This window comes from Acinetobacter sp. ANC_7512 (assembly GCF_056779935.1).
Window position 1 is genome coordinate 77,693 of record NZ_JBWYIX010000011.1, and the last position, 25,016, is coordinate 102,708.

Here is a 25,016-nt window from a genome sequence, read left to right on the forward strand (position 1 = left end):
AACACCTCAGTTCCATCAAGCCACTTGAGAAACTTGATCTGTTTCTAATAATTCTTTCGCTGCGTTTTCGTCAAACCACCACGGTGAAAAGTTACGTGGATCATCAAAATTATTAACGATCTGAGAAGCTAAATTTTGATTCTGAGAGGCTGCACCCAGTAGCTCAACAACATGAGGTTGAGGTGGAACCAATAAACTATTTGTCCAGCTCACGACTTTTTCAGCATATGACCAATATTTCTCAAACGTTGACTCCATCCAATCTTCAGTAAACGCTTGATTACCGTGTGCTAAGATCGCATCGAAATAAACCTTGCTACACTTAGCTGCATTATTTGATCCTTGACCTGTGATTGGATCATTCACCACCAATGCATCTGCCATACCAAATATTTTTTTACCAGAAGCCAATGTCATGACAGGTTTACGTACCGTTGGTGGGAAACGTCCTGCTAAATATCCGCCATGATCTGTCAGCGTTACGTCTTTACAACGCTCATATTCCCACGGCAAATGTTGTTTCAGAATTTCTAAGCTTTTATTTAAATGTTCTTCTGGTGTTTTAACTTCAGCCCAGCAATCCATAGGACCATTAGGAATCCCTTCAAAAACCATAATGTCACATGGACCATTTACTGTAAGCGCAGGAAAACAAAAATACTCACCCACCCCAGGAATAATATTAAAGCTTACTCTCGAGTATGGCGAAATTGGCTTCATTCCATTCACATAAGTCAAAGCCAATGCACGCTGAGGTTTGTCAAAAGTACTTCGTTCTGCGTCACGTACAAACTCTTTAACCACTTCACCTTTACCCGCAGCCAAGAGCACTAATTCATACTCGTCAGCCAAATGTTCTAATTCGTTTAGACCAACGTCTTGGAGAACAAACTTGCCTCCACGGCGCTGAAACTCTTCAAGCCAATAAGGCATCTTGACACGTTGATCAACAGATTGAGCATAACGCTCTAATCGCGCACTCCATTTAAATGCTCTTTCACCACTTGCTGGATCAACCAAAGCAAAACTAATACCTTCTACCGCTGGACAATGCTCTTCCCAAAAATTTAATCCTAAATCACGCTCAGTCTGTAACGCAGTATGGAACATACATTGACTAGACATGACTTTACCTTGACGAATCTCATCAGGAGTTTTATTCGATAAAATCGTGATGTCATATCCCTTATCCAGCAGTCCTAATCCAAGTTGAAGTCCTGACTGACCTGCACCAACAATTGCAATTTTTCTCATCTTTATTCTCCAATATTTAATTTATTCTGCTAAACGTGGTATTGCGGGTTGATTCGTTTCAGGCCCCATGACTGAATACCCACCATCTACTGCATAGTCTGCGCCAGTCACAAAACTTGCAGCATCCGACAATAAGAATGTCACTACATTTGCCACTTCTGCCGGATTACCCAAACGTCCCAAGAGATGATAATCACTTGCTACAGCATCAGCTTTCGCACGATTTTGTCCACTCACTTCAGAAATCACTCTCGACCAAGTCCAACCTGGTGAAACTGAGTTGACACGGATACCATCTGGCGCAAAATCCATTGCCATCGATTTGGTCAGTTGTAAAATTGCCGCTTTAGAAACTGGATATAACCAACGTCCCGTTTGAGCACATTGCGCTGAAATCGAGGTGAAATTCACCACTGACCCTTTATTTTTTTGCAAATCTTCATATACGGCACGCGTTAGCTCAACAATAGACACCAAATTGATATCTAATGCTTTTAACCAATCTGATCGTGGTGATTTGAAGCCATCATCAAGATAGGTACATGCCAAGTTCACCAAATAACTGACTTCACCTAGATGATTTCTGATGCTGTTCACCGCTTCCTGAATTGCAATGTCTGAAGTTAGATCAGTTTGTATAAACATCACTTCATAAGGATGTTGCGCAGCTATGGTTTTTCCGTAGTCATCAATGTCTAAAATGGCAACTTTAGCCCCTAAATTCACGAGACTTTGAACCACAGCCTGTCCAATCAACGTTGATCCACCACTGACAATGGCAACTTTATCTTTAATATTTAATTCCATTTTTTGCCCCAAATATTTTGATTATTCGATTGGCTTACCAGCACTTGACTCCCAACTTGGCATCAAGCCATTTGAAGGAATATCTTCATCTAAAAGTTTTTTCGCTGTTTCTACGCCTGCGACAGGCAATCCTTCTGGATTAAGTAATCCGATTTGGACAAGTACAGAAGCTTGATCCCAATAAATATGTTCGTGACAAAGTTTTGGACCTCTAAACTGAATGACCCCCAACATTGGAATTTCGACATATTTTCCAGTCGGTTTTACACCTGGTAATAACCAATCAATTTCAGTGTCGTGAGTGAAACTCATGATGAATTCATCCACAACCTGAGTAGATCCCACAGTTCTAGAAATTGAGGTGATTTTCATATCTTGAGGGTTTTGATGTACAAAATGATATCGATAGAATCGCGCTAACTGGCTATATCCCACACCACCTGTCAATGTTGGAATGTGATTCACATACGGTTGAGCGACCATCGTTGCCATGGTTGCTGGTACATCGCGCGTGTCGAACTCATGTCTGATATGCTCTTCCCACAATGCAACTAAGTCATAGTGAGGGCCAACCGTTTCATGTAATGCTGTTACGGTACGTTCATGGGCGAATCGCGCCGATGGTTTGTGATAATGATCGCTGTTCGGTCGTGCAAATGCGTGATCAACACCTTCATAAACATAAGCATGAACATGTTTAAATTGTGCGCATGCTTCAGTAATTTGATTTCGCGCTTCTGCTTGACAGAATTGATCAAGTTCAGCCATGTGTAACACAAGCTTACCCTTCGCATTCGAGAGTTCATCGAGCGCTTTTTCAATGCCTACACCGTAGTAAGCAACCGAACACGCTAAGTTATCAATACGGCATGCCGCCAAATATGCAAGTTTTCCACCAAGACAATATCCCACCACTGACTGACCCGAAGTCGTGTCACACGCATCTAAAGTCGTTAAAAAATCTAAACTTTCACGAATATCGTTTACACCCTGATCTTCATCATATTGTTGATAAAGTTGAAAAGCTTTTTCAAAATCCTCAGGTGTATAACCTAACTCAATGTTTGGTGCAGTACGCCAAAATAGATCAGGGACTAAAACGGTATAGCCTTCCTCTGCGAGAAAGTCAGCTTTTGCTCGCATCGCTGCATTGATACCAAATATTTCATGACACAATACAATCCCTGGACCTTTCTTCGCTTCTGGGACTGCCAAATACCCTGAATAGCGATTCCCTGATTTGGTAGTGATCTCAATCGTTTGACCTGTCATTTTTTCTTCCCTAAGACATCGAATATGATCTGATCATGAAATGAAATGCGATAACAAACTGTCCAAAAAATGCGGAGACTATCCAGAGACTGCTGATTCTTTACACAAAGAATTTGCATAAATGGATATCGAATTTAATTATTCAATGAACGAAATTGAGTCGTTGGTTATAATATTGGTTCGACTCATTTATCTTTTGCTAAAAATAGATCTTATAATCGATTTACGCATTTTTTCTCATGCTAAGCTTGAGCAGTACTTCTTCGTTTCAAAATTTAACTACAGGTTTTTTTCAAAGATGACTTTAGATCAATCCAATATCGATCTTTCAACATTGACGCCAATGATGCAGCAATACATGACGGTGAAATTACAGCACCCGCATTCGTTAATGTTCTATCGTATGGGTGATTTCTACGAGTTATTTTTTGACGATGCGCATAAAGCCGCCAAAATTTTAGGGATTACGTTAACCCACCGTGGTAAAGCGAATGGACAACCGATACCCATGGCTGGGGTTCCTTATCATGCAGCAGAAGGATACTTAGCGCGTTTAGTTAAAAAAGGTGAAACCGTTGTTATTTGTGAACAACTTGGGGAAGTCACTGGTAAAGGACCTGTCGAACGTGGTGTAGTCAGAATTATTACACCGGGTACATTGACAGACGATGCATTGCTAAATGCCCATCAGAGTTCAAATTTAGTATCCATCTGTATTAAATCTGATGAAATTGGTATCGCCCTATTAGATCTCAGTGCAGGTATTTTTAAAGTCCAACAACAAAGTTTTCAAGCTGAACAGCTTCCTCTGGAACTTGCGCGTCTTATGCCAAGTGAAGTTTTGATTGATGAAGATTTCAAGCATCCAGAAGTGGTTGAACAGATTAAGCAAATTCTTGATTGTCCCGTTACTAACCGCCCAAATGTAGACTTCAATCTGAATAATGCGCAAAAAACTTTATGTGATCAATTTGCCGTAAGTACTTTATCTGGCTTTGGAATTGAACATCTTGAGTTAGCGAAAGCAGCCGCGGCAGCTTTAATTCATTATGCTAAAGATACCCAAAAGACAGCGTTGCCACATATTCGTTCAATTCGACTTGAACAAAGCTCCGATTTTATCGCTCTTGATCCTGTAACGCGTCGGAATCTAGAGATTATTGAGCCTTTGTTTGAGCATGGCACTTCATTATTTGATTTGACCAACCAATGCCAAACGGCTATGGGTAGCCGACTGCTGAGTCGAACCTTGATGCAACCGATTCGTGATACTGCGTTGTTAGATCAGCGTTTAGATGCGATACAAACCATATTATCTGGCTATCATGAAGCTCCGATTCGTCTGTTATTAAAAGAAATCAGTGATATCGAACGCGTACTCAGCCGTGTGGCATTAGGAAGTGCACGACCGCGTGATTTGGTTCAACTACGTCAAGCCTGTGCTCAGATTCCGTATTTACGCCATGCATTAGCACCAATGACCTCAACACAGCAATCCACTTTAATCAATCAACTGAATGAGGAATTGGGTGACTTTAATGGTTTACATCATCGCCTCATGTCAGCCATTGTGGAAAACCCTCCTGTTCTACTCAGAGATGGCAATGTCATTGCAAATGGTTTCGATCATGAGTTAGATGAACTCCGTCAAATACGCGATCATGCAGGACAATTTTTAATTGATTTAGAGATCAAAGAAAGAGAAACAACAGGTATAAACACACTAAAAATCGGTTATAACCGAGTGAGTGGGTATTATATTGAATTAACCAGAGCGCAAGCAGAACAAGCTCCTGCCCATTATATTCGTCGTCAAACATTAAAAAATGCTGAACGTTACATCACCCCTGAATTGAAGTCTTTCGAAGATAAAGTGCTTTCAAGTGAATCGCGTGCATTGGCTCGTGAAAAACTTTTGTTTGAAATGTTATTGGATGAATTACGTCAAGATATTGCCAATCTTCAAATTATGGCGAGTGCTATTGCTCAACTGGATGTACTGACAAACTTCGCACATCTATCAAGATTATATAATTGGAATCGTCCGGAATTTAGCCCTGAAATTGGAATACACATTCAAGCAGGACGCCATCCCGTTGTTGAATCACTGATTAAAACACCTTACACCCCAAATGATACTTATCTAGATGAGCAGCATCGTATGTCGATTATCACAGGCCCAAATATGGGTGGTAAATCTACATTCATGCGTCAGACGGCGTTAATTACGCTATTGGCATATTGCGGTAGTTTCGTTCCAGCGAAATCTGCCAAATTGGGACCTATTGATCGGATCTTTACGCGTATCGGTTCAGCAGACGATCTTTCTTCTGGCAAATCTACATTTATGGTGGAAATGACGGAAACTTCTCAAATTTTACATCATGCCACACAACAATCTTTGGTATTGATGGACGAAGTAGGTCGTGGCACAAGCACTTATGATGGTTTGTCATTAGCTTGGGCTTGTGTTCTTGATTTGACGCATCGCATTAAATGTTTATGTCTTTTTGCAACGCACTATTTTGAATTAACAGAATTAGACATGGATCCGTGTATTGATAATTATCATGTCACTGCGCAAGAAGTGAATGGTCATCTCATCTTATTGCATAAGGTTCAAAAAGGTCCTGCAAGTCAAAGTCATGGTTTACAGGTCGCTAAACTAGCAGGTATTCCTCAAAACGTGATTAAAGAGGCTCAAGCTAAACTTAAAAAACTAGAGAAACTCCAACTGCAAACCCAACCTGTGCAAAAAGATTTGTTCTCTCAAGATTTATTTTCAAATAGTAACCCTGTAGAAAAAATTATTGAAGTTGAAAAAGTGGTTGAAATTCATCAACCTTCTCAAGTTGAACAACTTCTTTCAGAAATTATTGTAGATGACTTAAGTCCAAGACAGGCTTTAGACCAACTCTACCAACTCAAACAATTACTCCAAAAATCTTAGTTCAAGCACACTCAATCAATAAGCCAGTCAACTGCTGGCTTTTTTTATTCATGATTTTTGAAATTCAGAGACAAAATGCCTAAGAAATTGGAAATCCAAGAGGTCTCATCATAAATATTACTGATTTAGTAGCATCCCCTATATTAAATATCAAGAAAAGGAATTGTTAGTTTCGTTCAATTTGCCTAAAATACAGCATTCGTTATTAGAACCATATTTTTTAGGTAGCTGACGCCATGACCTTTGTTGTCACTGAAAATTGTATTAAATGTAAGTATCAAGACTGTGTAGAAGTTTGCCCAGTTGACTGTTTCTATGAAGGTCCAAACTTTCTAGTCATTAATCCAGATGAGTGTATTGACTGCGCGTTATGTGAGCCTGAATGCCCTGCAAATGCCATTTTCTCGGAAGATGAACTGCCTGAAGGTCAAGAAGTCTTTATCGAACTCAATGCTGAACTTGCAGAAAAATGGCCAAATATTACTCAGATTGGTGATCAGCCAGCTGACCGTGAAGAATGGAATGGCAAACCAAATAAATTGCAATATTTAGAAAAATAATCCAATGAGAGATCAGCTTCGGCTGATCTTTTTTATACCCAATTGGTACATTTATTTGCAATTTATACGCATTCTTGATAATCAATTAGCATAAAATAGAAACTTATTTGCTTTAGTAAAATTTATTTATAATGAAATTAATTTTGAAGGGCTTGTGCTCAATCAGTGCAATATCGTTGATATTGATTGGATGTACGTCCTCCCCTCAAAAAGGACGAACAATCGTCACCAATGATGGTCAACGCATATATATTCCACAAGAAAAAATAACCTATGAACGTCCAACGCGACCAAAAGTCATTCCGAATTCTTATCGTGTTTGGCTGATGCAAGGTAATAACCAAGCTCAAGCACGAGAATATGAACAATACTTAGAACGTAATAATGTTGGCAATATTATCCCAAGTTTTGAATTATTTAAATCAGCACGTGCTTGGCAGAAATGTGGTAAATCTGAATATATGGTTCCAAACCGTGAGCTATGGTCGAATCAGTTACCAACACTGAAAGTATTTAAATATCTCGTTGCAGCAAGGATTTTAACTGATTTTGAGGTTACATCTGTATATCGTGACCTTCCATTAAATCAGTGTGCTGGTGGCGCAGGTTCGTCTCGACACTTGTATAACTCAGCCATTGATTTCAGAATCGGTCCTGAATTTCCTCAGGCTGAAGATTATGCATTCATCGAAAATTCTAAATTTAAATTGTGCCAATTTTGGCAAAATTATGGTCAAAGCTTAAATATGGGCTTAGGTTTGTATGCGACTGGTCAAATACATATTGATACTCAAGGTTACCGAACTTGGGGACCCGATCTGACTCGAAATACATCTTTATGCCATTACTAATTTTAGATGATCACATTTAATTAAGAGGTCTTTGACCTCTTTTTTTTGACTGATTTTTCAGCATCAAAGCATCAGAAATTTGCACATTCACTCGAAACGATTACAATGCACTGAACTCCCTACAGGTACTCAGTTATGCAACAACAATGGTCAGATATTGATGCTTATATTGAATCTCATCTGATGCCAGAAGATCCAATTTTAACTCAGACTCTACAAAATACAGCTGATAAGGGTTTTCCTGACCATCTAGCAGTTGCTGCTAACCAAGGCATGTTATTACAAATGTTGATTCAAATGAATCAGTGTAAGCGTGTGTTAGAGCTTGGAACCTTTGCGGCTTATAGCACCATGTGGCTAGCAAGAGCTCTTCCTGAGGATGGATATATTCTCACGATTGAGGGTCGTGATACACATGCAGCACTCGGTCAAGAAAATATCGACAATGCGAAATTAAAGCAAACGGTTGAATTAAAAGTTGGTCGCGCTGCGGATATTCTCAAATCTTTACCTGAAAATTTTGAGCCATTTGACTTTATATTTATTGATGCTGATAAACAAAGTTACCCAGAGTATTTAGAACTATCACTTAAATTTTCACGCTCAGGTACCATTATTTTTTTAGATAATGTGATTCGCGCTGGTGATATTTTGGATGAAAAAAATGTCAAACCAAGCATCGAAGGTATTCGTGAAATGTACCGCCTTATGCAGAATCATCCTCGACTATTGTCGAGTACAGCCTTACAAACCGTCGGCAGTAAAGGACATGATGGTTTTGCACTGGCGATTGTCAAATAAATCTTAATACTAGTCATTAGTATCACTTAAAGGAGTATTCATCAATTTGAATACTCCTTTTTCTTGCACTAAAGCCCTGAAAAAGTTATCCCCGATTCCTGTTTGTATTCCTGTGGATAAAAATAAAATATTATGGCAAACACCTGATTTTCATAAGCTTTAATCAAAAGATTATAAAATAATCAAACCATAAAACCCTACTGTTCTAAAAATTTATCCACCTTCTACCAGTAAAGTTGAACCAATATTTATCAAGTAAAATTAATCAAAATTGATTGATCATTTAGCAACCAACAATGGAACGACTGAATTTCTAAATATATTAGTCGTAATACTGCCCAAGAAAAATTGTTTTACTTTACTGCGACTATAAGCGCCTAGCACAATTAATTGAATTTGATGTTGTTGCTGATAATCTAAAATATTCTCAGCGACATCTCCAAAACGGTATTCAACAACCACATCCAATCCAGCTTCACGTAAATACTGAGCTGGGATATCAAGAATTTCGGGATGATCACCCACATAAAGCAAATGACACTGAAGTGTTCTTAATAAATCACTTTTAGCAACACGATGCATCATTTCTTTACAAGTCTGAGAATCTTCATAGGCAAAAATAAAACGTGTTGGTGGCTTAAAGGTTTCACCAACAGTTAGAACCGTACAACGGGCACCACGAATAAAATTCTCTACATTACTCCCTAAACTTTTGTGTTTTTCTGCGGAGCGCTCACCCACTCGACCAATAATCGCAATGTCATTTTCATTTAAAACATTGAAACTCTGTTCGAGGAAATCACCTTTTTCTTGAATTTTTATCGGCGTAATACCATATTTTTCTTCAATCACTTCTGAAATATGTGAAAGAAGATTATTACTATAATCTAAGGCTAATTCACTTTGTTTTTGTTCTAATTCCGCGAGTTCTTTTAAGAGCATTGCATTACTTTCAAATCCAATCACACCACTAATTTCACCCAGATGATAACTTGCAGGATAGTAATCTAAAACCTGTAAAAGGACTAACTCACGTTTAGTTCGATCCGCAATCCAGGCTGCTGCTTCAGCTAAGGCATGAATACATGGGGATGAATCAATACACGCAATTACACGGTTCATGATTGCCTCACTTTGACATGATGTCTGATTGTTCTTTTCTTTAAACTATCATAGCTTTCGGGCAAATGAACATGGTTTATGTAATTTAATTCAATCTTTAGCGTTACGAATTATTCACGCATTCGTATAAATTGAGCTGGATTCCCTGCAACAACTTCTCTTGCCTGAATATCCTTAGTAACCATACTATTCATACCTACAATCACCTGTTCATGTATGGTCACGCCATCTTTAATGCCCACATGCGCCCCTAACCAAACATCACGATGAATCTCAATGCCTTTTGAGCGTACTGCTTGCTGGTAAATAGGTTGATCTAAACTCATGCCATGGTCAAATGCATAAAGATGACAATAAGCTGCGATCCGTACTTGGTCATGAATCTTAATCCCAACGCGTCCACCATCTAAAATACAATGATGATTAACGGCGACTTCAGACCCAATTTCTAAAGGACCATGCAAGGTACAATCCGCGGCAATAAAAGTATTATCTCCAATAATGATCTTCCGACCACGCTCAGCAAAAATATGGGCTAAAGGGGAAATGAAACAATTTTCTCCAATTTCAACAGTCTCCATGTCCATTAAATAGGCTTGATAATCTTTTTGCCAAGCTTCAGCCCATTCACGATGCTTTGCCTTGAGTGACCAATATAACCAAGGCATGTAATTCAAACGATGTTTATGTTGTTCTCGATACTTGAGTAAAGGATCATGTTCCGTCACGTTCGACATCCTCTATATTCAATTGTTCACGTCCACGAGTCACATCTTGGATTTTCAGTTTAAACGGCTCAATTTCATGAATTTGCATACGTGCAGTAATCAATACTCCAGAGTCAACATATTCTTCAATATATTCAATTTTTTGTTGATTTAGCTCGTATTGAAAAATCGACCACTCATTAAATTGGCATTTAAAATTTACAGTTTTCTTTTCGATGAGTTCAATTTTTTCGACCTGTAATAAGCATTGCCCTGCTACACCTCCGTATGCTCGTACCAAGCCTCCAGTTCCGAGTTTGATACCACCATACCAGCGGTTTACCAATACAATAATATTAGTGAGCTCATTCCCTTCAATCGTTGCAAGTATGGGTCTTCCAGCTGTTCCTGAAGGTTCTCCATCATCATTAAAACGGACTTGATGCCCAATTTTCCATGCCCAGCATTGATGGGTCGTCGAGGCATCAAAATACTGGTTTAAAAACTCTTTTACATCCTGTTCATTTTCCACAGGTGCGGTGATCGCCTGAAAACGGCTTTTCTTAATATCTTCTTCATAGATATAAGTCTGAGCAAGAGTAAATGGCATGGTAAATTACAAAGGTTGAACTCAAATACATTATGCGTGATTCAATCATATTAAAAAACCCAATCAAAACATCATTGATTGGGTTTTAAACAGACTGAAAAAATAGAGATTATCGTTCGCGTAACGCTTCTTTCGCCTTATTGAATGGTTTCAACAGGTATTCAAGAATCGTTTTTTGACCTGTCTTAATATCAACCGTTGATACCATACCCGGCGTGATTGGGAAAGCTTGCCCAGCTTTGTTATAAAGCTTGTCTGAATCAGTACGAATATACACACGATAATAGAATTGATCTTGTTTAACTTCATCACGTAGCGTATCAGGAGAAATGACTGTTACCTCTCCTTTCAAGCCACCGTAGATTGAATAATCGTAAGCAGTGATTTTAACTAAAGCTTCCTGTCCAGGATGAATAAATGCAATATCACGCGGTGAAATTCGCGCCTCAATTAAAAGTTGTTCATCTAAAGGGACAATGGTCATCAACTTACCATTCTGAGGAATAACACCACCCAAAGTCATCACATCAATTTCTTTTACCACACCGCGGACTGGTGCTTTAAAGATTGTACGATTCAGACTATCAGATTTACCTTTGATCACTTGTTGTTGAGTTTCGACATCAGTGCTCGCCTTAGATAACTCTTCGCGTGCCTGCACATAGTACTGGTTACGAATATCGTTAATTTGGTTGGTCAATTCATTTGCTTGACGTTTTAAACGTAAAACTTCAACTTCACTCGCAGCACCTTTGGCAACAAGCGGTTCTGTCATTCTCAATTCTTGCTGAACTAACGTAAGTGCTTGCGTTAAGCCAGCAATAGATTCTTCCATATTGGCACGTCTAGAATGATAAAGCTGAGTTTCTTCAGCAACCAATTTTGGAATTTTTTGAACTGATTCTGGAAATACCAGTGGACCACCATTCACTTCCGCACGTAAACGCGCAGCTGTTGCTTGCGATGACAGTAGTAACGATTCTGATTCACCCACATTTGAAGCAAATCGTGTCGGATCAAGTTGAGCAAGGGTTTGCCCTTTTTCAACAATATCACCTTCTTTAACTTCAAGTTTGGTTAGAATCCCGCCCTCTAAAGATTGAATCACTTGTTCCTTAGAAGTTGGAACCACTTTACCTGTACCATTAGAAACTTCTTCAAGTTTGAAAATAGCTGCCCAAATAATGAGTGCAAGCAAACCCAGACCAATAATCCAAATCGTAATACTGACCTTCGGTAATGGTGGCTCTAACTGAGACACTTTTAATGAACGTTGTTGTTTTAATTCTTCGCTCATGATTTAGCCCCTGAATTTGCTTGTTGCTGGCCAGAATTATTTAAAATTTGATCACGTGGGCCATCCATAACGATACGACCATCATTCACCACGATAATTCGATCCACTAACTCTAAAACTGCACGGCGGTGGGTTGCCACAACCAATGTGCGATGTCCAAGCCAGTTCTTCATATGATCAATTAATTGTTTTTCAGATACATCATCAATCGCAGCTGTAGGCTCATCTAACAACAGAATATTCGGCTGACAAATGAGGAGTCTTGACAATAAAAGTGCCTGACGCTGTCCACCTGAGAAGCCGACACCACCTTCTAAAATAATATGATCTAGTCCTTCTTTCTTTTCTTGAATGAAGTTGAGTGCACCTGTTACAGCAAGTGCTTTTAATAAATCATCATCGGTAGCTAATGGTGCACCTAACGTTAAATTTTCTCTGACTGTACCAAAGAATAGGTGCGCATTTTGATTCAACAAACCTACGTCACGACGAACATCCGATGGGTCCAACAAGGTAATATCAATATTATCTAATTGAACTTTACCTTGAACTGCGGTTTGCATACCAGAAAGTAATTGAAGAATGGTCGATTTACCTGCACCGTTACGCCCAAGAATCGCAATTTTTTCACCTGGTTTAATTTCAAGTTTAGGAATCACAACACTTGGTTTAGGATCTTCTTCGCCGTATTTAAAGACCACACCATTTAATTCATAATGACCATTGAGTACTGATCGCTGAATCAATTGTGAACGCTCAGGATGGTCAACCTGTTTACTCATTAATTCATCAAGACTTTCTTTCGCCGTTTTGGCTTGCTGATAACGACCAAGAACACCAGTTACCTGTGCAATTGGCGCTAACATACGTGAAGATAGAATCGAACATGCCACTAACGCACCAGTGGTCATTTCTCCATCCATTACCGCAAAACAACCCACCAATACTACAATTGCAAAGGTCAACCCCTGTAATTTTTGAGTCCAGAGATTCAATACGCCTACTATTTTACGTTGTTTCATGCTGATAGAAGCTGAAACATCATTCATGTGATTCCACTGATTTTGAAAACGAGACTCTGCACGTAACAGTTTAATATCTTCAATACCTTGAACGGCTTCAACAAGAATCGCATTTCGTATTGATGACTCACGCATACCCTCTTTAGCCAATTGCGCTAATTTTTTTTGCGCCAAAAGCCCTGGAATAATCATCAGCGGTACAACCACCAAAATTACCCAGAAAAGATTGCCACCAATGAGCCAAAAAATACCAAGAAACAGGAAGAAGAATGGTAAATCAGCAAAGGCGGTAATTGTTGTAGATGTTACAAGCTCACGTACACCTTCTAGTTCACGAATTTGTGAAATAAACGTTCCCGTGGATTTAGATCGTTCACTATTTTTAATACGTAAGGCATGACCAAAGACCCGATCTGAGACTCTTAAATCCGCACGCTTACCAATCATATCTGAAAGAATTAATCGTGAGTATTTCAATGCGAATTCAAAGATTGCAGCAAGTAATACACCACCTGCCAATACCCACAAGGTTGGAATAGATTGTGCTGGAATAACTCGGTCATACACATTCATCGAGAATACGATTGTCGCGAGTGCTAATACGTTTGCAAGCAATGATGCAAACATAATATCGATATAGCGTTTCCAATCGCGTAATACAATTTCCCAAAACCAATTTTTTTCGTACGGTTTAATGTATTCGTCAATACGCGCATCAGGTACTGAGGTTTCTGGTCTTAAAATATAGACTGAGTCGATGACATCTAATAATGTATCTACTGAAAATGTCTGTGCTAACCCTTCATCACCGCTCAGTTGAACACTTGCGTTACCTTGTGTATCTGCACGATCAATGACGCCAACTTGCCCATCTTTAAATCCGACCAATACCGGTAAACGCCACGGATTTAAAATATCGGGGCTAAAATCCACTTTACGGACATGCAAACCTACTTGGCGTGTCATAATTGCCAAGATGTCATCGACTGACTGGTTCTGATTCCAATTTAGTTCTAAGCGAATACGTTCAGCAGAGGTTTCAATTCGATAGTGACGTGCAACCGTCAGGACACCTTGTAACCATGGTTGATAATTTATTCTTGTATTCATGGTTTCAATTCTACCCCTTGAATGGTCAAATTATTAAGTTGATATACATCGCGGCTCTTACCAGAAGCGGCAATATATTGAACTAAGTTTTCATAAATATCATAACGTGCCGTTTCAATATCTGAATTTGAACGGTGAATCGCTTGCTCAGCATTTAAAAGATCAACAGCTGTACGAGTGCCAAGTTTATATTGTTCTTGATATAACTCTTTTGTTCTGACTGATGTCGCTTGTTGATCAATTAATACTTTCATTTGTCGCTGTTTATTTTCAACTTGTTCTTGAGCGCGACGAATTTCATCAATTGTTTCTAAATAAACTGCATTTACTTTTGCTTTAGCAGCTTCTTCTGCAAACGATGCCGCACGACTGCGTGAACTAATTGCACCACCTTGGAAGAAAGTACTATTTGCTTCAAGCATAATAGAACTATCTGTTCCATCGTCTTGATTGTTATTCGGATTACGTCCGTTGACTGCTTGACTCAATGTACCTTTAACATTTAACGTAGGATAACGACTCAATTGAGTTTGTTTTTTTTCCAATTCTGCAACATCAACTTCTGCTTTGGCAGCCATCATTTTCGGAATTTCGTTAAACTTTGGCTCTGAATAAATATCTGAAGCCTTAATTAAACTCTCAGGTATCTCCCAGTTATATTTTGATATATCTGTTCCCATCAAAGTTCTAAGACGTTGTTTAAATACATTGAGCTGTGTTTCTTGCAGAATTAAATTTGATTGTGCAGATTCATAATATGATTGCGCTTGAATTGGATCGGCCTGACTGCTGATACCTGCCTCTGCACGTAAATTAGCAATTTCTCGGATTCGTGATATACCAGCAATTTGCTCACGTGCAATACGTGTAATTTCTTCATATCGCTTAATATTTACGATGGCAGAAGCCACTTCAAGAGCAATTTGGTCAATTGTGACAAGAACTTGAGCTTGGCTAAACTGCAACTTGGCTTCTTCTGTACTCACTAGTGATTTTTGTTTACCAAAGTCAAAAAGTAGTTGTGTCGCATTGACATTAAATAATTGACGCCCTCTTTCTCCTGAAGTCATATCTCCAGTTGAAACACCTGCACTCAACTGTGGGTAATAACCGGCTTTAGCAACATCAATAAATGCATTTTGTGATGCGAGTGAAGAAACACTTTGTGTCACTTCAGGATGTCTAGCTACTGCAATCTTAATCGCATCGTATAAGCTTAACGTTTGTTTATCAGCCGTACCATTCACAAGTGGCATCAAAGATACTGGAGCACTAGGCGAAGCTTGTGTCGTTATCACAGGCAATTGTTCGACCTGTTTAGGATCAAAGCTAAAATCACTCAGTTCATTTAACTTAACTTGTCTAAAGTCATCATCAGCTTTAGGTTTAAAAAACTGATCCATATTTGATTTTAATGCAGTTAAACTGAATTTTTTCTTTGCTTGAGTTTCAGCATTCACCGTATTGTATTTTTGTTCTGAGACGACTTGATCAGCTTTAGGCTTAATATTTACAACTGGCTTAATCGACTGCGATTGTTCAGATATTTTCGCTTTCTGCTCTATTGGTTTTGAATAAACAATTGTAGGTTTATTTACAGCCAAAGCACTAGTCGGTTGCTGAACGATCAAGTTTGGACGCTCAATTACATTCTGTGTTTCTAACTTATTATGAGAACCTGATTTAAAAGGCCAAAAAGCTTTGGCTTTAGATACAAGACTTTGACGATGTTCAACTTTCGCTACAGTTGAAGGTGGAGCTTGTAGCAAGTTGTTTTGGCTGTTAATTTGTTGATCATTAACAATCTTCGGTTTTGGTGTACTAGACACTTTCAATGAAGATTCACTCACCGATTTTTGTAAAGTCGGTGTCAAAACTTTTGTATTTGAAACATTGCCAGTAGCTTGGTGATGACCCTCATCCAACTTAGTTTTATCTTTGCCTATATTCCCAATAAATGTAAAGAGTTTACTTTTTGGTTTTTCTGTTTTGTCTTCTGAAACCGATGTTTCATTTTCTAGTAATTTTGCGTGTTGCGCGTCAATTAAAGATTCTGTTAGTTGATTTTGGATCTTTGGTTTAAGCGGTTTTAAAACCTGACGAGTGTCTTTAGTAGCGGGTTGTACAGTAGATGAAATAGTAGGTTTTAGAACATTTGGCGCTGAAGCCTCTTCAATAACCTGCTTTACCTTTGGCAGCAATATTTTTGGTTCAGATGCCGCTTTTTCACGCTTAACAAATGCAAAGAAAGATTTCTTTTGAGTCTTTTCCTTCGACTCATTCTGAGACTGCGAATTAGATAAAGGTATAGTGTTAACTTGAGCAATTTCATTTTCGACTATGTCGTCTAAATCAGGAACTTGTTCAATAACTTTAGGAACAAGAACCTGTTCTTTCACTTGCTCTTTCGAGATTTTGGATTTCGATTGGAATAATTTAAAACGTGGCTTTTCAAGCTGTTCAGGTATATCTTCAACAGTCTTTTTTTCCAAACTAAAGTTGATTTTTGGTTTTTGTAATTCTGCTGATAGTGCACGTTGGGTATCGTCAATTGCTAGAGGAGCGATTGCATCTTCAGCATGTACTTGTGTCGTACATAAACTGATCGCAAACAGCGTGATATACCCCATATCCTTCTGACTTAATTGATGTTTAGCCACTTGTAATCTCTATTAAAAAGTGTGAACTACGTCACATAAAATCAATCGTATTCTACAATGATTTTTATATTATTTCTGCGTCAATTGTAAACTTACGATTTGTTTGAGTTAATTTACAGTCTAAATATCTATAAAACAACATTATTTTATAGATATCACACTATTTTTTTAAACTGTGAAATCATCACCTAAATAAACTTTACGGACAGTTTCATCCATAAGTACTTGATCTGGTGTTCCTTCCGCAATGACAGATCCTTCGCTGACAATATAAGCATGCTCACAAATCGCGAGCGTTTCGCGAACGTTATGGTCTGTAATGAGCACACCGATACCACGTTCTTTTAAATTGCGAATGATATCTTTGATATCACCTACAGAAATTGGATCTACCCCAGCAAAAGGCTCATCAAGGAGCATAAACTTAGGATCGGCGGCTAATGCTCGAGCGATTTCAGCACGGCGACGTTCCCCCCCTGACACACTCATCCCCAAAGAATCTTTAATATGTGTAATTTTAAAGTCTTCTAATAACTCTTGAAGTCTCTCTTTACGTTGTTGCTTATTAAGATCCTTCCGCGTTTCAAGAATCGCCATAATATTATCTGAAATACTCAATTTACGAAAAATTGAAGCCTCTTGTGGCAAATAACCAATTCCATGACGAGCACGCTCATGCATTGCAAGGTCCGAAAGATCAAGATTATCTAAATGAATTTCACCTTTATCCATTCGAACCAGTCCGACTACCATGTAAAAGCTTGTCGTTTTTCCCGCCCCGTTCGGTCCAAGCAAACCCACAATTTGACCACTTTGCATGCTAAATGAAACATCTTTCACCACCCAGCGTTTACTATAAACTTTGGCAAGATGTTTAATTTTTAATGTTTGGATTTGTGATTCATTGACACTCATTAATCACGTACTCCAGAGAATGATTTTGAGGCAGAAGGTGGAATGATAATTTGTACACGACCTTTCGAACTGCCTGTGCCACTACTGCCACCGCCTACAACTTCGATATCACCCTTATTCATACTGTAACGCAAAGTGTTCCCACGAATACTTGCGCCATCTTGATACAAGTATGCATTACCCGACAAAGTAATAATGCCTGTATCAGCGTTATATACAATTTTAGAGGCTTCACCACGTGCAATGCCACGTTTAGACTCTAATTGCTGTTGGAATTTTGCAGGGGAACCTGACGCATTTACTGAGCTAATTTGGCGATTGGCATTGAGATTAGCAACTATAGAGGCTGCATTTAACTTGAAAGTACCTTGTTCAACAGAAACATTCCCCACATAGGTCGTTATACCTGTTTTGTCATTATAGGTCGCACGATCAGCTAAAAGCATGATGGGTTGATTACGATCACTTGGCAATGCAAATGCCATAACAGAAATAGAACTGAGTGCCACCATTGCTATTGCTTTAAGCATTTTTGAACCTGATAAATAAGAAGGTTTAGTTTGGTGCATACTTTCCTCGAATATTTTTAAAATCGTACTGACCTTCATTCAAATCTGCTTCTAAGCCTTGGCTGACAAAATCTGCATTTGGTGTTTGTACAGTAACTTGCTCAGATGTTTCAAGCTTTCTTGTTTTTGGATATCCTGTAAGCGCATCGGTTCGAAAAACCATTTTGCCCATTTCTCCTTGCTTGGTTGCAACAACATCTCCAGATAACACAATCTTCTCATTGTCATTGAAACCATGTGCTTGTTTAGCATAAAACGTAGCGTCTTCTACATTATTAGTAAACATGCTGGCATTTAAATTCTGCAAGCTTGATGTTTTCTGTTTCATATCTTGGTTCAGCTCATCCACTGTAGCCTTAACATAAAGCATGCCTTTTTCATCAGTTTGCAAAAGATTAATATTCTTTGCTGAATATGTCATCGATTGAGCGGATGAACCCTCTAATTTTTTCCCTTTACCGCTGTAATAATAATAGCCACCACTTATAGCAGCGACAATAACAGCAGTAATATATAAAACTTTAGTATCCATAAATCATCAACTATATTCAGCGTTCATATCAACTGCGTATTAGTGCGTTACAGCCAAATATTTTTCAAGAAGTTCATGGTAAACCCCTTTTGACAACAATAACATGTCACAAATTTCACGCACAGCGCCACGACCACCATAAGCTTGGGTTACAAGGTCTGCACGACGACGAACTTCAACATGACCATTTGGCACTGTTACTTTCATTCCCGCAATCGCAAAAGCTGATAAATCTGGCCAATCATCCCCCATATACAAGCAATCTTCTGGTTTTAAACCCAGTTGCGTACAAGCTTGCTGTAAGGCAGTCCCTTTGTCTTCACGCCCCTGATAAACTAAGTCTACACCTAGATCATTCATACGCTTTGTCACAATATTGCTTTGGCGACCGGTAATAATGACAACTTTAATTCCAGCTTGCTGAACAAGTTTCATCCCAAGTCCATCACGAATATCAAATGACTTAATTTCATCACCTGAGTTCGTCAACGTTACAAAACCATCACTTAGAATACCATCCACATCCAAAACCAACGCTTCGATATGTCGTGCTTGTTCTAACAATACATAAGATGCCATGAATTAATTTACCCCAGCTTGAATTAAATCGTGCATGCTAATCACACCAATCACTTGTTTGGCATCATTGACTACTACAAATTGATTGATTTTTTTAGCATTCATTTGCTCTAGCGCTTCAACCGCTCTTGCTTCTTGTGAAATGGTTTGAGGATTTTCAATCATAACCTTTGATACAGCAAGATTAACATCAAAACCTTGTTGCTTATCAATGAGACGTCGTAAGTCACCATCCGTAAATATACCTAACAGAACATCATTTTCATCCACAATTGTGGTTAATCCGAGACGTTTGTTTGATATTTCGTATAAAACTTTATTCATTGGTGTATCTGGTGAAACTTTTGGTAGAGAGTCACCCACGTGCATCAGATGTTTAACATGCAACAGTAATCGCTTACCGAGTGCACCAGCTGGATGTGACATGGCAAAATCATTTGCAGTAAATCCACGCGCTTCAAGTAAAGCAACAGCCAAAGCATCACCTAAAGCTAAAGTCGCTGTCGTGCTTGAAGTTGGTGCCAAACCTAATGGGCATGCCTCTTGAATATGACCAAGTGTAAGCGCAACATCAGCGTTCTGTGGCATTGGTCCACGGTCATCACCTGAAATTGTTATCAATGGCACACCCAAATGTTTGATGAGTGGCATTAACATCATGATTTCATCACTTTTACCAGAGTTCGAAATCGCGATCAGCACATCTCCACGGACTAACATCCCGAGATCACCATGACCAGCTTCACCTGGATGCATAAAGAAAGACGGAGTTCCTGTTGATGCAAATGTTGCAGCCATTTTTCGACCGATATGACCAGATTTCCCCATACCAGTGACCACTAAACGACCTTGGCACCGTAGGATAATTTGACATGCTTGGGAAAAGCGATCATCAATCTGATGAGATAGTACCGATAAAGCTTGACGTTCAATCTCCAAGGTTTGTTTTGCAACCTTTTGAAAATCAATTGGATATGTAGTATTTTCAGAATTCAAATCTGGGCACCTTGAGGCTGGATTCAGCCACAATTTCAATCATTAAATTATTCTTCATATATTAACATAAGCATGCAAGTATCTTTTTCTTAAATGTATAAATTTCATTTGCATAGATTTTTTACGCATAAAACTTTGTGAAAGATAAGCCTTAGGTTAAGATGAACCACCATTTTTTTAGCTTTTTGAAGACCTATGCAACCATTTGTTCTATATAACTCAGAGCAACGAAAAAAAGTTGAGTTTGTACCACGCAAAGAAGGACATATTGATATGTATGTCTGTGGGATGACAGTTTACGACTACTGTCATATCGGTCATGCTCGGGTTATGGTTGCATTTGACTATATTATTCGTTTTCTTCGTAGCCAAGGTTGGAAAGTTAAATATATTCGCAATATTACTGACATTGATGACAAAATCATTGCACGTGCAAATGAAAATGGTGAAAGCATTACAGCACTCACTGATCGCTTTATTCAGGCAATGAATGAAGATGCTGCCAATTTAGGATGCTTGGCACCTGATGAAGCACCTCGTGCGACAGAGTACATCGATCAAATGCAAAATATGATTGGTACTTTGGTCAATAATGGCACTGCATATCCTGCGTCAAACGGTGATGTGTACTTCGAAGTTGAAAAATTTAAAAAATACGGGCGTCTATCTGGTCGTAAACTCGAAGACATGCAAGCAGGTGCTTCCGAACGAGTCGATGTTGAAGTTGAAAAGAAACATCCTTTCGATTTTGTGCTATGGAAGCATGCAAAAGAAAATGAACCTTCTTGGAAATCTCCTTGGGGGAATGGTCGTCCAGGTTGGCATATCGAATGTTCAGCAATGTCTACATGTTGCCTTGGTAATCATTTTGATATTCATGGTGGTGGGTCTGACTTAACCTTCCCCCATCACGAAAATGAAATCGCACAAAGTGAAGCTGCAACTGGCGAACAATATGTAAACTATTGGATGCACGTAGGCTTTATCAATGTCGATGGTGAAAAAATGTCTAAATCTTTAGGCAATTTTTTCACGATTCGCGATGTCATGGAAAAATTCCATCCTGAAGTTATTCGTTACTTTATCGTTTCATCACACTATCGTAGCCCTGTGAATTTTTCTGATACTGCGCTTAAAGAAGCTAAAAACACATTAAGTCGTTTTTATCATTCATTTAAAGCATATCAACAGATATATGGTGCCGAAATTAATTCGCAATACGATGAAGCACTCGTTGAAAAGTTTAATGCAGCAATGCGGGATGATTTCAACACATCAGAAGCGATTGCCGTACTTTTTGAAATCAATAAAGAATTAAATCGTGCCGTAAAAGACGAACTTGCTGAACAGGCGGCCATATATTATGCCACCTTGCGCCATCTGACCAATATCTTAGGTCTTGTTCAACATAATGTTGATGAATTCCTAAAATCAGATATTGGTCAAGAAAGCTCATCTTTGAGTAATGATGAAATTGAAGATCTCATTCAACAACGCAAAGATGCCAAAAAAGAGAAAAACTTTGCACGTGCAGATGAGATTCGCCAAAATCTTCTTGATCAAGGCATTGTACTTGAAGATACGCGTCAAGGAACTTTATGGCGACGTGCTGATTAATTCATCAATTAAGTTTTGGAAGTGTTGACAGGGTGTGCAAAATCACTATAATTCACACCATATTGCGGGAATAGCTCAGTTGGTAGAGCACAACCTTGCCAAGGTTGGGGTCGCGAGTTCGAGTCTCGTTTCCCGCTCCAAAATTTTAAAAGCTTCAGTCGAAAGATTGAGGCTTTTTTTATTGACTTAGATTCTCAAATAAAGTCGACCTAGATTAAATTATTCGAAAGAGAAAAGAGAAGCTAGCCGACCAAAGTCAAAGTTGCTCCACACCCAATCACTCTCGAACTTGAACAGGTTTTCATCTTAAATTCACGCTTTTTTTGATAATATTAATTACTTTAATGCTCTTTTTTAGGCTAAAAGCATGAGATTAAATGCTGACTTCTCTCAACCTGTAATAATTACTCCAGAGGATTATCAATGGATTCAATCCCCAAGAGGCGAAGTTAAACGAATGATGTTTGATCGTGTTGGCTTAGAACAAGCAAGAGCAACCAGCCTAGTTGAGTTCCCTTCAAATTCTCAGTTCCCAGAGCATCAACACCCCTTCGGTGAAGAAGTTCTAGTGTTAAACGGGACTTTTACTGAAGATGATCATCAGCACTATCCATCTGGATGGTATATGCGAAATCCTCACCTTTCTAAACATATTGTCTCGAGCTTAGATGGATGTCTGATCTTGGTGAAACTCATGCAAATGTCTGAAGAAGAAAAATTAGCTACACGAATTGATACTCGTGACGAGCGAAACTGGACCTATTTTAACAACAGAAAGATTTGCCAACTATTTCAATCTGAGTATGAAGACACCTTTCTCGAAAAACTCGAAAGCCAACAGGTTTTAGAATCAACACATCATAACGGTATTGAAATTTTCATTATCGAAGGTGAATTGGTGATGAATGAACGAAATTATTCAGCTGGTTCGTGGATGAGGTTTCCGACTCAACATCGTATTGAATTCAAAGCAGGTGCTTCTGGCGCTTTGATTTATGTAAAAAAAGATCATTTAAAAAATATATACCCAAAAAAACCCAATACATTATTGGGTTTTTAAGCTAGTGCATTGATTAAGATTCATCATATGCGCTTTTTTTCCAGACACCCATATCAATAAGCTTCTGAATTTGCTTATCAATCACTTCCGCTTTATATTCGTCGTGATGTCCCTGTTTTTGCTGCAAATACAAATTTTTAGGATATATATTATTTTTATAAATTAATTGTGCGCATTCTGCACGTATATCTTTCATCCAATTGGTCACCTGAGCGTGTGTACGATGATAACGAAGTGCCTCTATATCAACTACACCAGTCACATAGGTAGATCCATTGGTATCATGCTGTTTACCCACTATTTTACCTTTATGGTCCACAATCATAGAAAGACCACCACCACAATCGATCGGTGCTAATGTATTTTCATCAAGATACATCCCCCCAATATTAGGTGCTACTACGTACATATTATTTTCTAAAGCACGAGCACGATTGGAGATTTCAAATACATCATTTTCAGTAAATGAAGCTGGTAAAGATGCACGATAGACGACTTCAGCACCATTCATCGCTAGGCCTCGACCATTTTCTGGAAAATTACCTTCCATTGCCATCATTATGCCCAATCGACCAATTTCCGTATCAACTACTGGCCAAAATGATTGAAGCTCTTCGCCATATTTTTTTACCCACTCATCATACAAATCATGAGGTGATGCTGAACGCTCGCATGGCAATAAAGCAGACATTTTGTGGTGTTTTAAAATAATTTCGCCTTGAGGATTTATAATAAACCCGACATTAAACATAATGCCTGGCCAATCCTCATTTTTAGCTTTGGCTTGCGCCATGATAAAAACATTATGTTTTTTAGCTAACTTACCTAAACGATCTGTTTCAGGGCCTGGTATATCGATCGCACCATCATCTAAGAATTCTTGAATATCAACATCGAGTGCTTCATCGTTGAAGCCCTGTAATGCTCCCTCTGGGAGAACCAACAGTCTTACTGGAATATCTAAAGAACTCAACCATAATGCACCGGATGTAAGTTCCTCTAAATGAGAGATATTTTTCATAATATCTGCTCTACAACTTGTGCCCCATATTGTTGGAACTAATCCTACTACACCATAAGGTTTGATCATTTTGTTTTCCTCTAAATCCATTCAGTTTTTTTAATGTACTTAAAAATTATCAGTGTGCTGATAATTATGCAAGTTCAAAAACCAAAAAATTTAGAAAATTATTCTTCATTAATTTTTTTCATCCATTTCCTGACGATTCTTATTTCACTTTCACTAAAACCATCGACTAAAGAATCTTCTAAACGATCAATAGCATCACCACAATCTTCCATAAGTTTTTTCCCTAAATCTGATATCTCAATTAATTGAATTTTCTTATTCGTAGAATGAGAAGTTTTGTAGAGAATATTTTGTTTTTCTAATTTTGAGATCATCAAATTTACTGTTTGTGGTGTTAATGAAGCAAAACGTGCTATTTCCGCATTTGTGAAACCTGGGTAAGTCAAAATAATTTTCAAAATTGTGAACTGTGGTGGAGTGATTGAATATTCAACAAGTACACGCTCCATTTTTAAACGATATACATGGGATGTCTTTCTTAATAAAAATCCAAGGTAACCCGATTCATTATCAAATATTTCAGGTGAATTCGTATTTTTTTTAAACATACCTATTGCCCTTTTATAAAATCATAAATATTATCAGCATACTGATAAAAAGTATTTGAGTTTAACTTTGCATTATATATGACTAAT

Annotated in this window: 22 protein-coding genes and 1 tRNA gene; 7 read left to right on the plus strand and 16 right to left on the minus strand. The window is 38.4% G+C overall.

Going from position 1 to position 25,016, the window contains the following annotated elements; translation table 11 throughout:
• Positions 1-15: 15 nt before the first annotated feature.
• The 3 genes from AC1M9H_RS11275 to AC1M9H_RS11285 are packed head-to-tail and all read right to left on the minus strand — an operon-like array spanning position 16 to position 3,333.
• On the minus strand, positions 16-1,254 hold the full coding sequence (locus AC1M9H_RS11275; protein WP_481596388.1) for a styrene monooxygenase/indole monooxygenase family protein: 1,239 nt from the start codon (positions 1,252-1,254) through the stop codon (positions 16-18).
• A gap of 21 nt (positions 1,255-1,275) precedes the next feature.
• A complete protein-coding gene (locus AC1M9H_RS11280; protein ID WP_092767734.1) occupies positions 1,276-2,061 on the minus strand; it encodes an SDR family oxidoreductase in 786 nt (261 codons plus the stop codon).
• Positions 2,062-2,082: 21 nt separating this feature from the next.
• Positions 2,083-3,333: a dienelactone hydrolase family protein gene (locus AC1M9H_RS11285; protein WP_481613415.1), complete on the minus strand. Its 1,251-nt coding sequence runs from the start codon at positions 3,331-3,333 to the stop codon at positions 2,083-2,085.
• 298 nt (positions 3,334-3,631) lie between these two features.
• Between AC1M9H_RS11285 and mutS the strand changes: the two genes are divergently transcribed.
• The 4 genes from mutS (at position 3,632) to AC1M9H_RS11305 (ending at position 8,495) form a co-directional block, all read left to right on the plus strand.
• Positions 3,632-6,283 carry a DNA mismatch repair protein MutS gene (mutS, locus tag AC1M9H_RS11290; RefSeq protein ID WP_481613416.1) on the plus strand — a complete coding sequence of 884 codons (2,652 nt, stop codon included), beginning with the start codon at positions 3,632-3,634 and terminating at the stop codon, positions 6,281-6,283.
• Positions 6,284-6,519: 236 nt separating this feature from the next.
• Positions 6,520-6,843 carry a ferredoxin FdxA gene (fdxA, locus tag AC1M9H_RS11295; protein ID WP_035266386.1) on the plus strand — a complete coding sequence of 108 codons (324 nt, stop codon included), beginning with the start codon at positions 6,520-6,522 and terminating at the stop codon, positions 6,841-6,843.
• A gap of 131 nt (positions 6,844-6,974) precedes the next feature.
• Positions 6,975-7,694 (plus strand): peptidase M15, encoded by a 720-nt coding sequence (locus tag AC1M9H_RS11300; RefSeq protein WP_481613417.1) that lies wholly within the window; start codon positions 6,975-6,977, stop codon positions 7,692-7,694.
• A 135-nt stretch (positions 7,695-7,829) separates the two neighbouring features.
• A complete protein-coding gene (locus tag AC1M9H_RS11305) occupies positions 7,830-8,495 on the plus strand; it encodes an O-methyltransferase (RefSeq protein ID WP_035266381.1) in 666 nt (221 codons plus the stop codon).
• 279 nt (positions 8,496-8,774) lie between these two features.
• Here the strand turns inward: AC1M9H_RS11305 and AC1M9H_RS11310 are convergent, their stop codons facing one another.
• From AC1M9H_RS11310 to AC1M9H_RS11360, 11 genes are all read right to left on the minus strand, one after another.
• A complete protein-coding gene (locus AC1M9H_RS11310) occupies positions 8,775-9,617 on the minus strand; it encodes a universal stress protein (protein WP_035266378.1) in 843 nt (280 codons plus the stop codon).
• Between the two features lie 110 nt (positions 9,618-9,727).
• The gene (locus AC1M9H_RS11315) at positions 9,728-10,345 is read right to left on the minus strand and encodes a DapH/DapD/GlmU-related protein (RefSeq protein ID WP_092767727.1); all 618 of its coding nucleotides are present in this window, start codon (positions 10,343-10,345) and stop codon (positions 9,728-9,730) included.
• Entirely contained in the window at positions 10,332-10,934 is a 603-nt protein-coding gene (locus tag AC1M9H_RS11320) for an IMPACT family protein (RefSeq protein ID WP_481609111.1), read from the minus strand. The genes AC1M9H_RS11315 and AC1M9H_RS11320 overlap by 14 nt, the downstream gene beginning before the upstream one ends.
• 109 nt (positions 10,935-11,043) lie before the next feature.
• On the minus strand, positions 11,044-12,231 hold the full coding sequence (locus tag AC1M9H_RS11325; RefSeq protein WP_481613418.1) for an HlyD family type I secretion periplasmic adaptor subunit: 1,188 nt from the start codon (positions 12,229-12,231) through the stop codon (positions 11,044-11,046).
• Positions 12,228-14,363, minus strand: a complete 2,136-nt coding sequence (locus AC1M9H_RS11330; RefSeq protein WP_481613419.1) for a type I secretion system permease/ATPase — start codon at positions 14,361-14,363, stop codon at positions 12,228-12,230. Before AC1M9H_RS11330 ends, AC1M9H_RS11325 begins: the two co-directional genes overlap by 4 nt.
• Positions 14,360-15,766: a TolC family outer membrane protein gene (locus AC1M9H_RS11335; protein WP_481587693.1), complete on the minus strand. Its 1,407-nt coding sequence runs from the start codon at positions 15,764-15,766 to the stop codon at positions 14,360-14,362. Before AC1M9H_RS11335 ends, AC1M9H_RS11330 begins: the two co-directional genes overlap by 4 nt.
• Positions 15,767-17,191: 1,425 nt before the next feature.
• Positions 17,192-17,938 carry an LPS export ABC transporter ATP-binding protein gene (lptB, locus tag AC1M9H_RS11340; RefSeq protein ID WP_481589320.1) on the minus strand — a complete coding sequence of 249 codons (747 nt, stop codon included), beginning with the start codon at positions 17,936-17,938 and terminating at the stop codon, positions 17,192-17,194.
• On the minus strand, positions 17,938-18,468 hold the full coding sequence (gene lptA / locus AC1M9H_RS11345; RefSeq protein WP_373683313.1) for a lipopolysaccharide transport periplasmic protein LptA: 531 nt from the start codon (positions 18,466-18,468) through the stop codon (positions 17,938-17,940). Before lptA ends, lptB begins: the two co-directional genes overlap by 1 nt.
• Positions 18,469-18,493: 25 nt before the next feature.
• The gene (gene lptC / locus AC1M9H_RS11350) at positions 18,494-19,039 is read right to left on the minus strand and encodes an LPS export ABC transporter periplasmic protein LptC (RefSeq protein ID WP_180028221.1); all 546 of its coding nucleotides are present in this window, start codon (positions 19,037-19,039) and stop codon (positions 18,494-18,496) included.
• A gap of 39 nt (positions 19,040-19,078) precedes the next feature.
• Entirely contained in the window at positions 19,079-19,618 is a 540-nt protein-coding gene (locus AC1M9H_RS11355; protein WP_035266365.1) for a KdsC family phosphatase, read from the minus strand.
• Between the two features lie 3 nt (positions 19,619-19,621).
• Positions 19,622-20,614: a KpsF/GutQ family sugar-phosphate isomerase gene (locus AC1M9H_RS11360; protein WP_481613420.1), complete on the minus strand. Its 993-nt coding sequence runs from the start codon at positions 20,612-20,614 to the stop codon at positions 19,622-19,624.
• Between the two features lie 195 nt (positions 20,615-20,809).
• Between AC1M9H_RS11360 and cysS the strand changes: the two genes are divergently transcribed.
• From cysS to AC1M9H_RS11375, 3 genes are all read left to right on the plus strand, one after another.
• Complete coding sequence (gene cysS, locus AC1M9H_RS11365) at positions 20,810-22,231, plus strand: cysteine--tRNA ligase (RefSeq protein ID WP_481593663.1); 1,422 nt, start codon at positions 20,810-20,812, stop codon at positions 22,229-22,231.
• 64 nt (positions 22,232-22,295) lie between these two features.
• Positions 22,296-22,371: transfer RNA gene (locus AC1M9H_RS11370), tRNA-Gly, on the plus strand.
• Positions 22,372-22,598: 227 nt separating this feature from the next.
• On the plus strand, positions 22,599-23,291 hold the full coding sequence (locus tag AC1M9H_RS11375) for a cupin domain-containing protein (protein ID WP_481613421.1): 693 nt from the start codon (positions 22,599-22,601) through the stop codon (positions 23,289-23,291).
• Between the two features lie 13 nt (positions 23,292-23,304).
• Here AC1M9H_RS11375 and AC1M9H_RS11380 read toward each other — a convergent pair whose 3' ends face one another.
• Both AC1M9H_RS11380 and AC1M9H_RS11385 read right to left on the minus strand, forming a co-directional pair.
• Positions 23,305-24,381, minus strand: coding sequence for a nitrilase-related carbon-nitrogen hydrolase (locus tag AC1M9H_RS11380; RefSeq protein ID WP_481609107.1), 1,077 nt, complete (start codon positions 24,379-24,381; stop codon positions 23,305-23,307).
• A gap of 98 nt (positions 24,382-24,479) precedes the next feature.
• Positions 24,480-24,929 carry a MarR family winged helix-turn-helix transcriptional regulator gene (locus AC1M9H_RS11385; RefSeq protein WP_481613422.1) on the minus strand — a complete coding sequence of 150 codons (450 nt, stop codon included), beginning with the start codon at positions 24,927-24,929 and terminating at the stop codon, positions 24,480-24,482.
• Between the last annotated feature and the right edge of the window lie 87 nt (positions 24,930-25,016).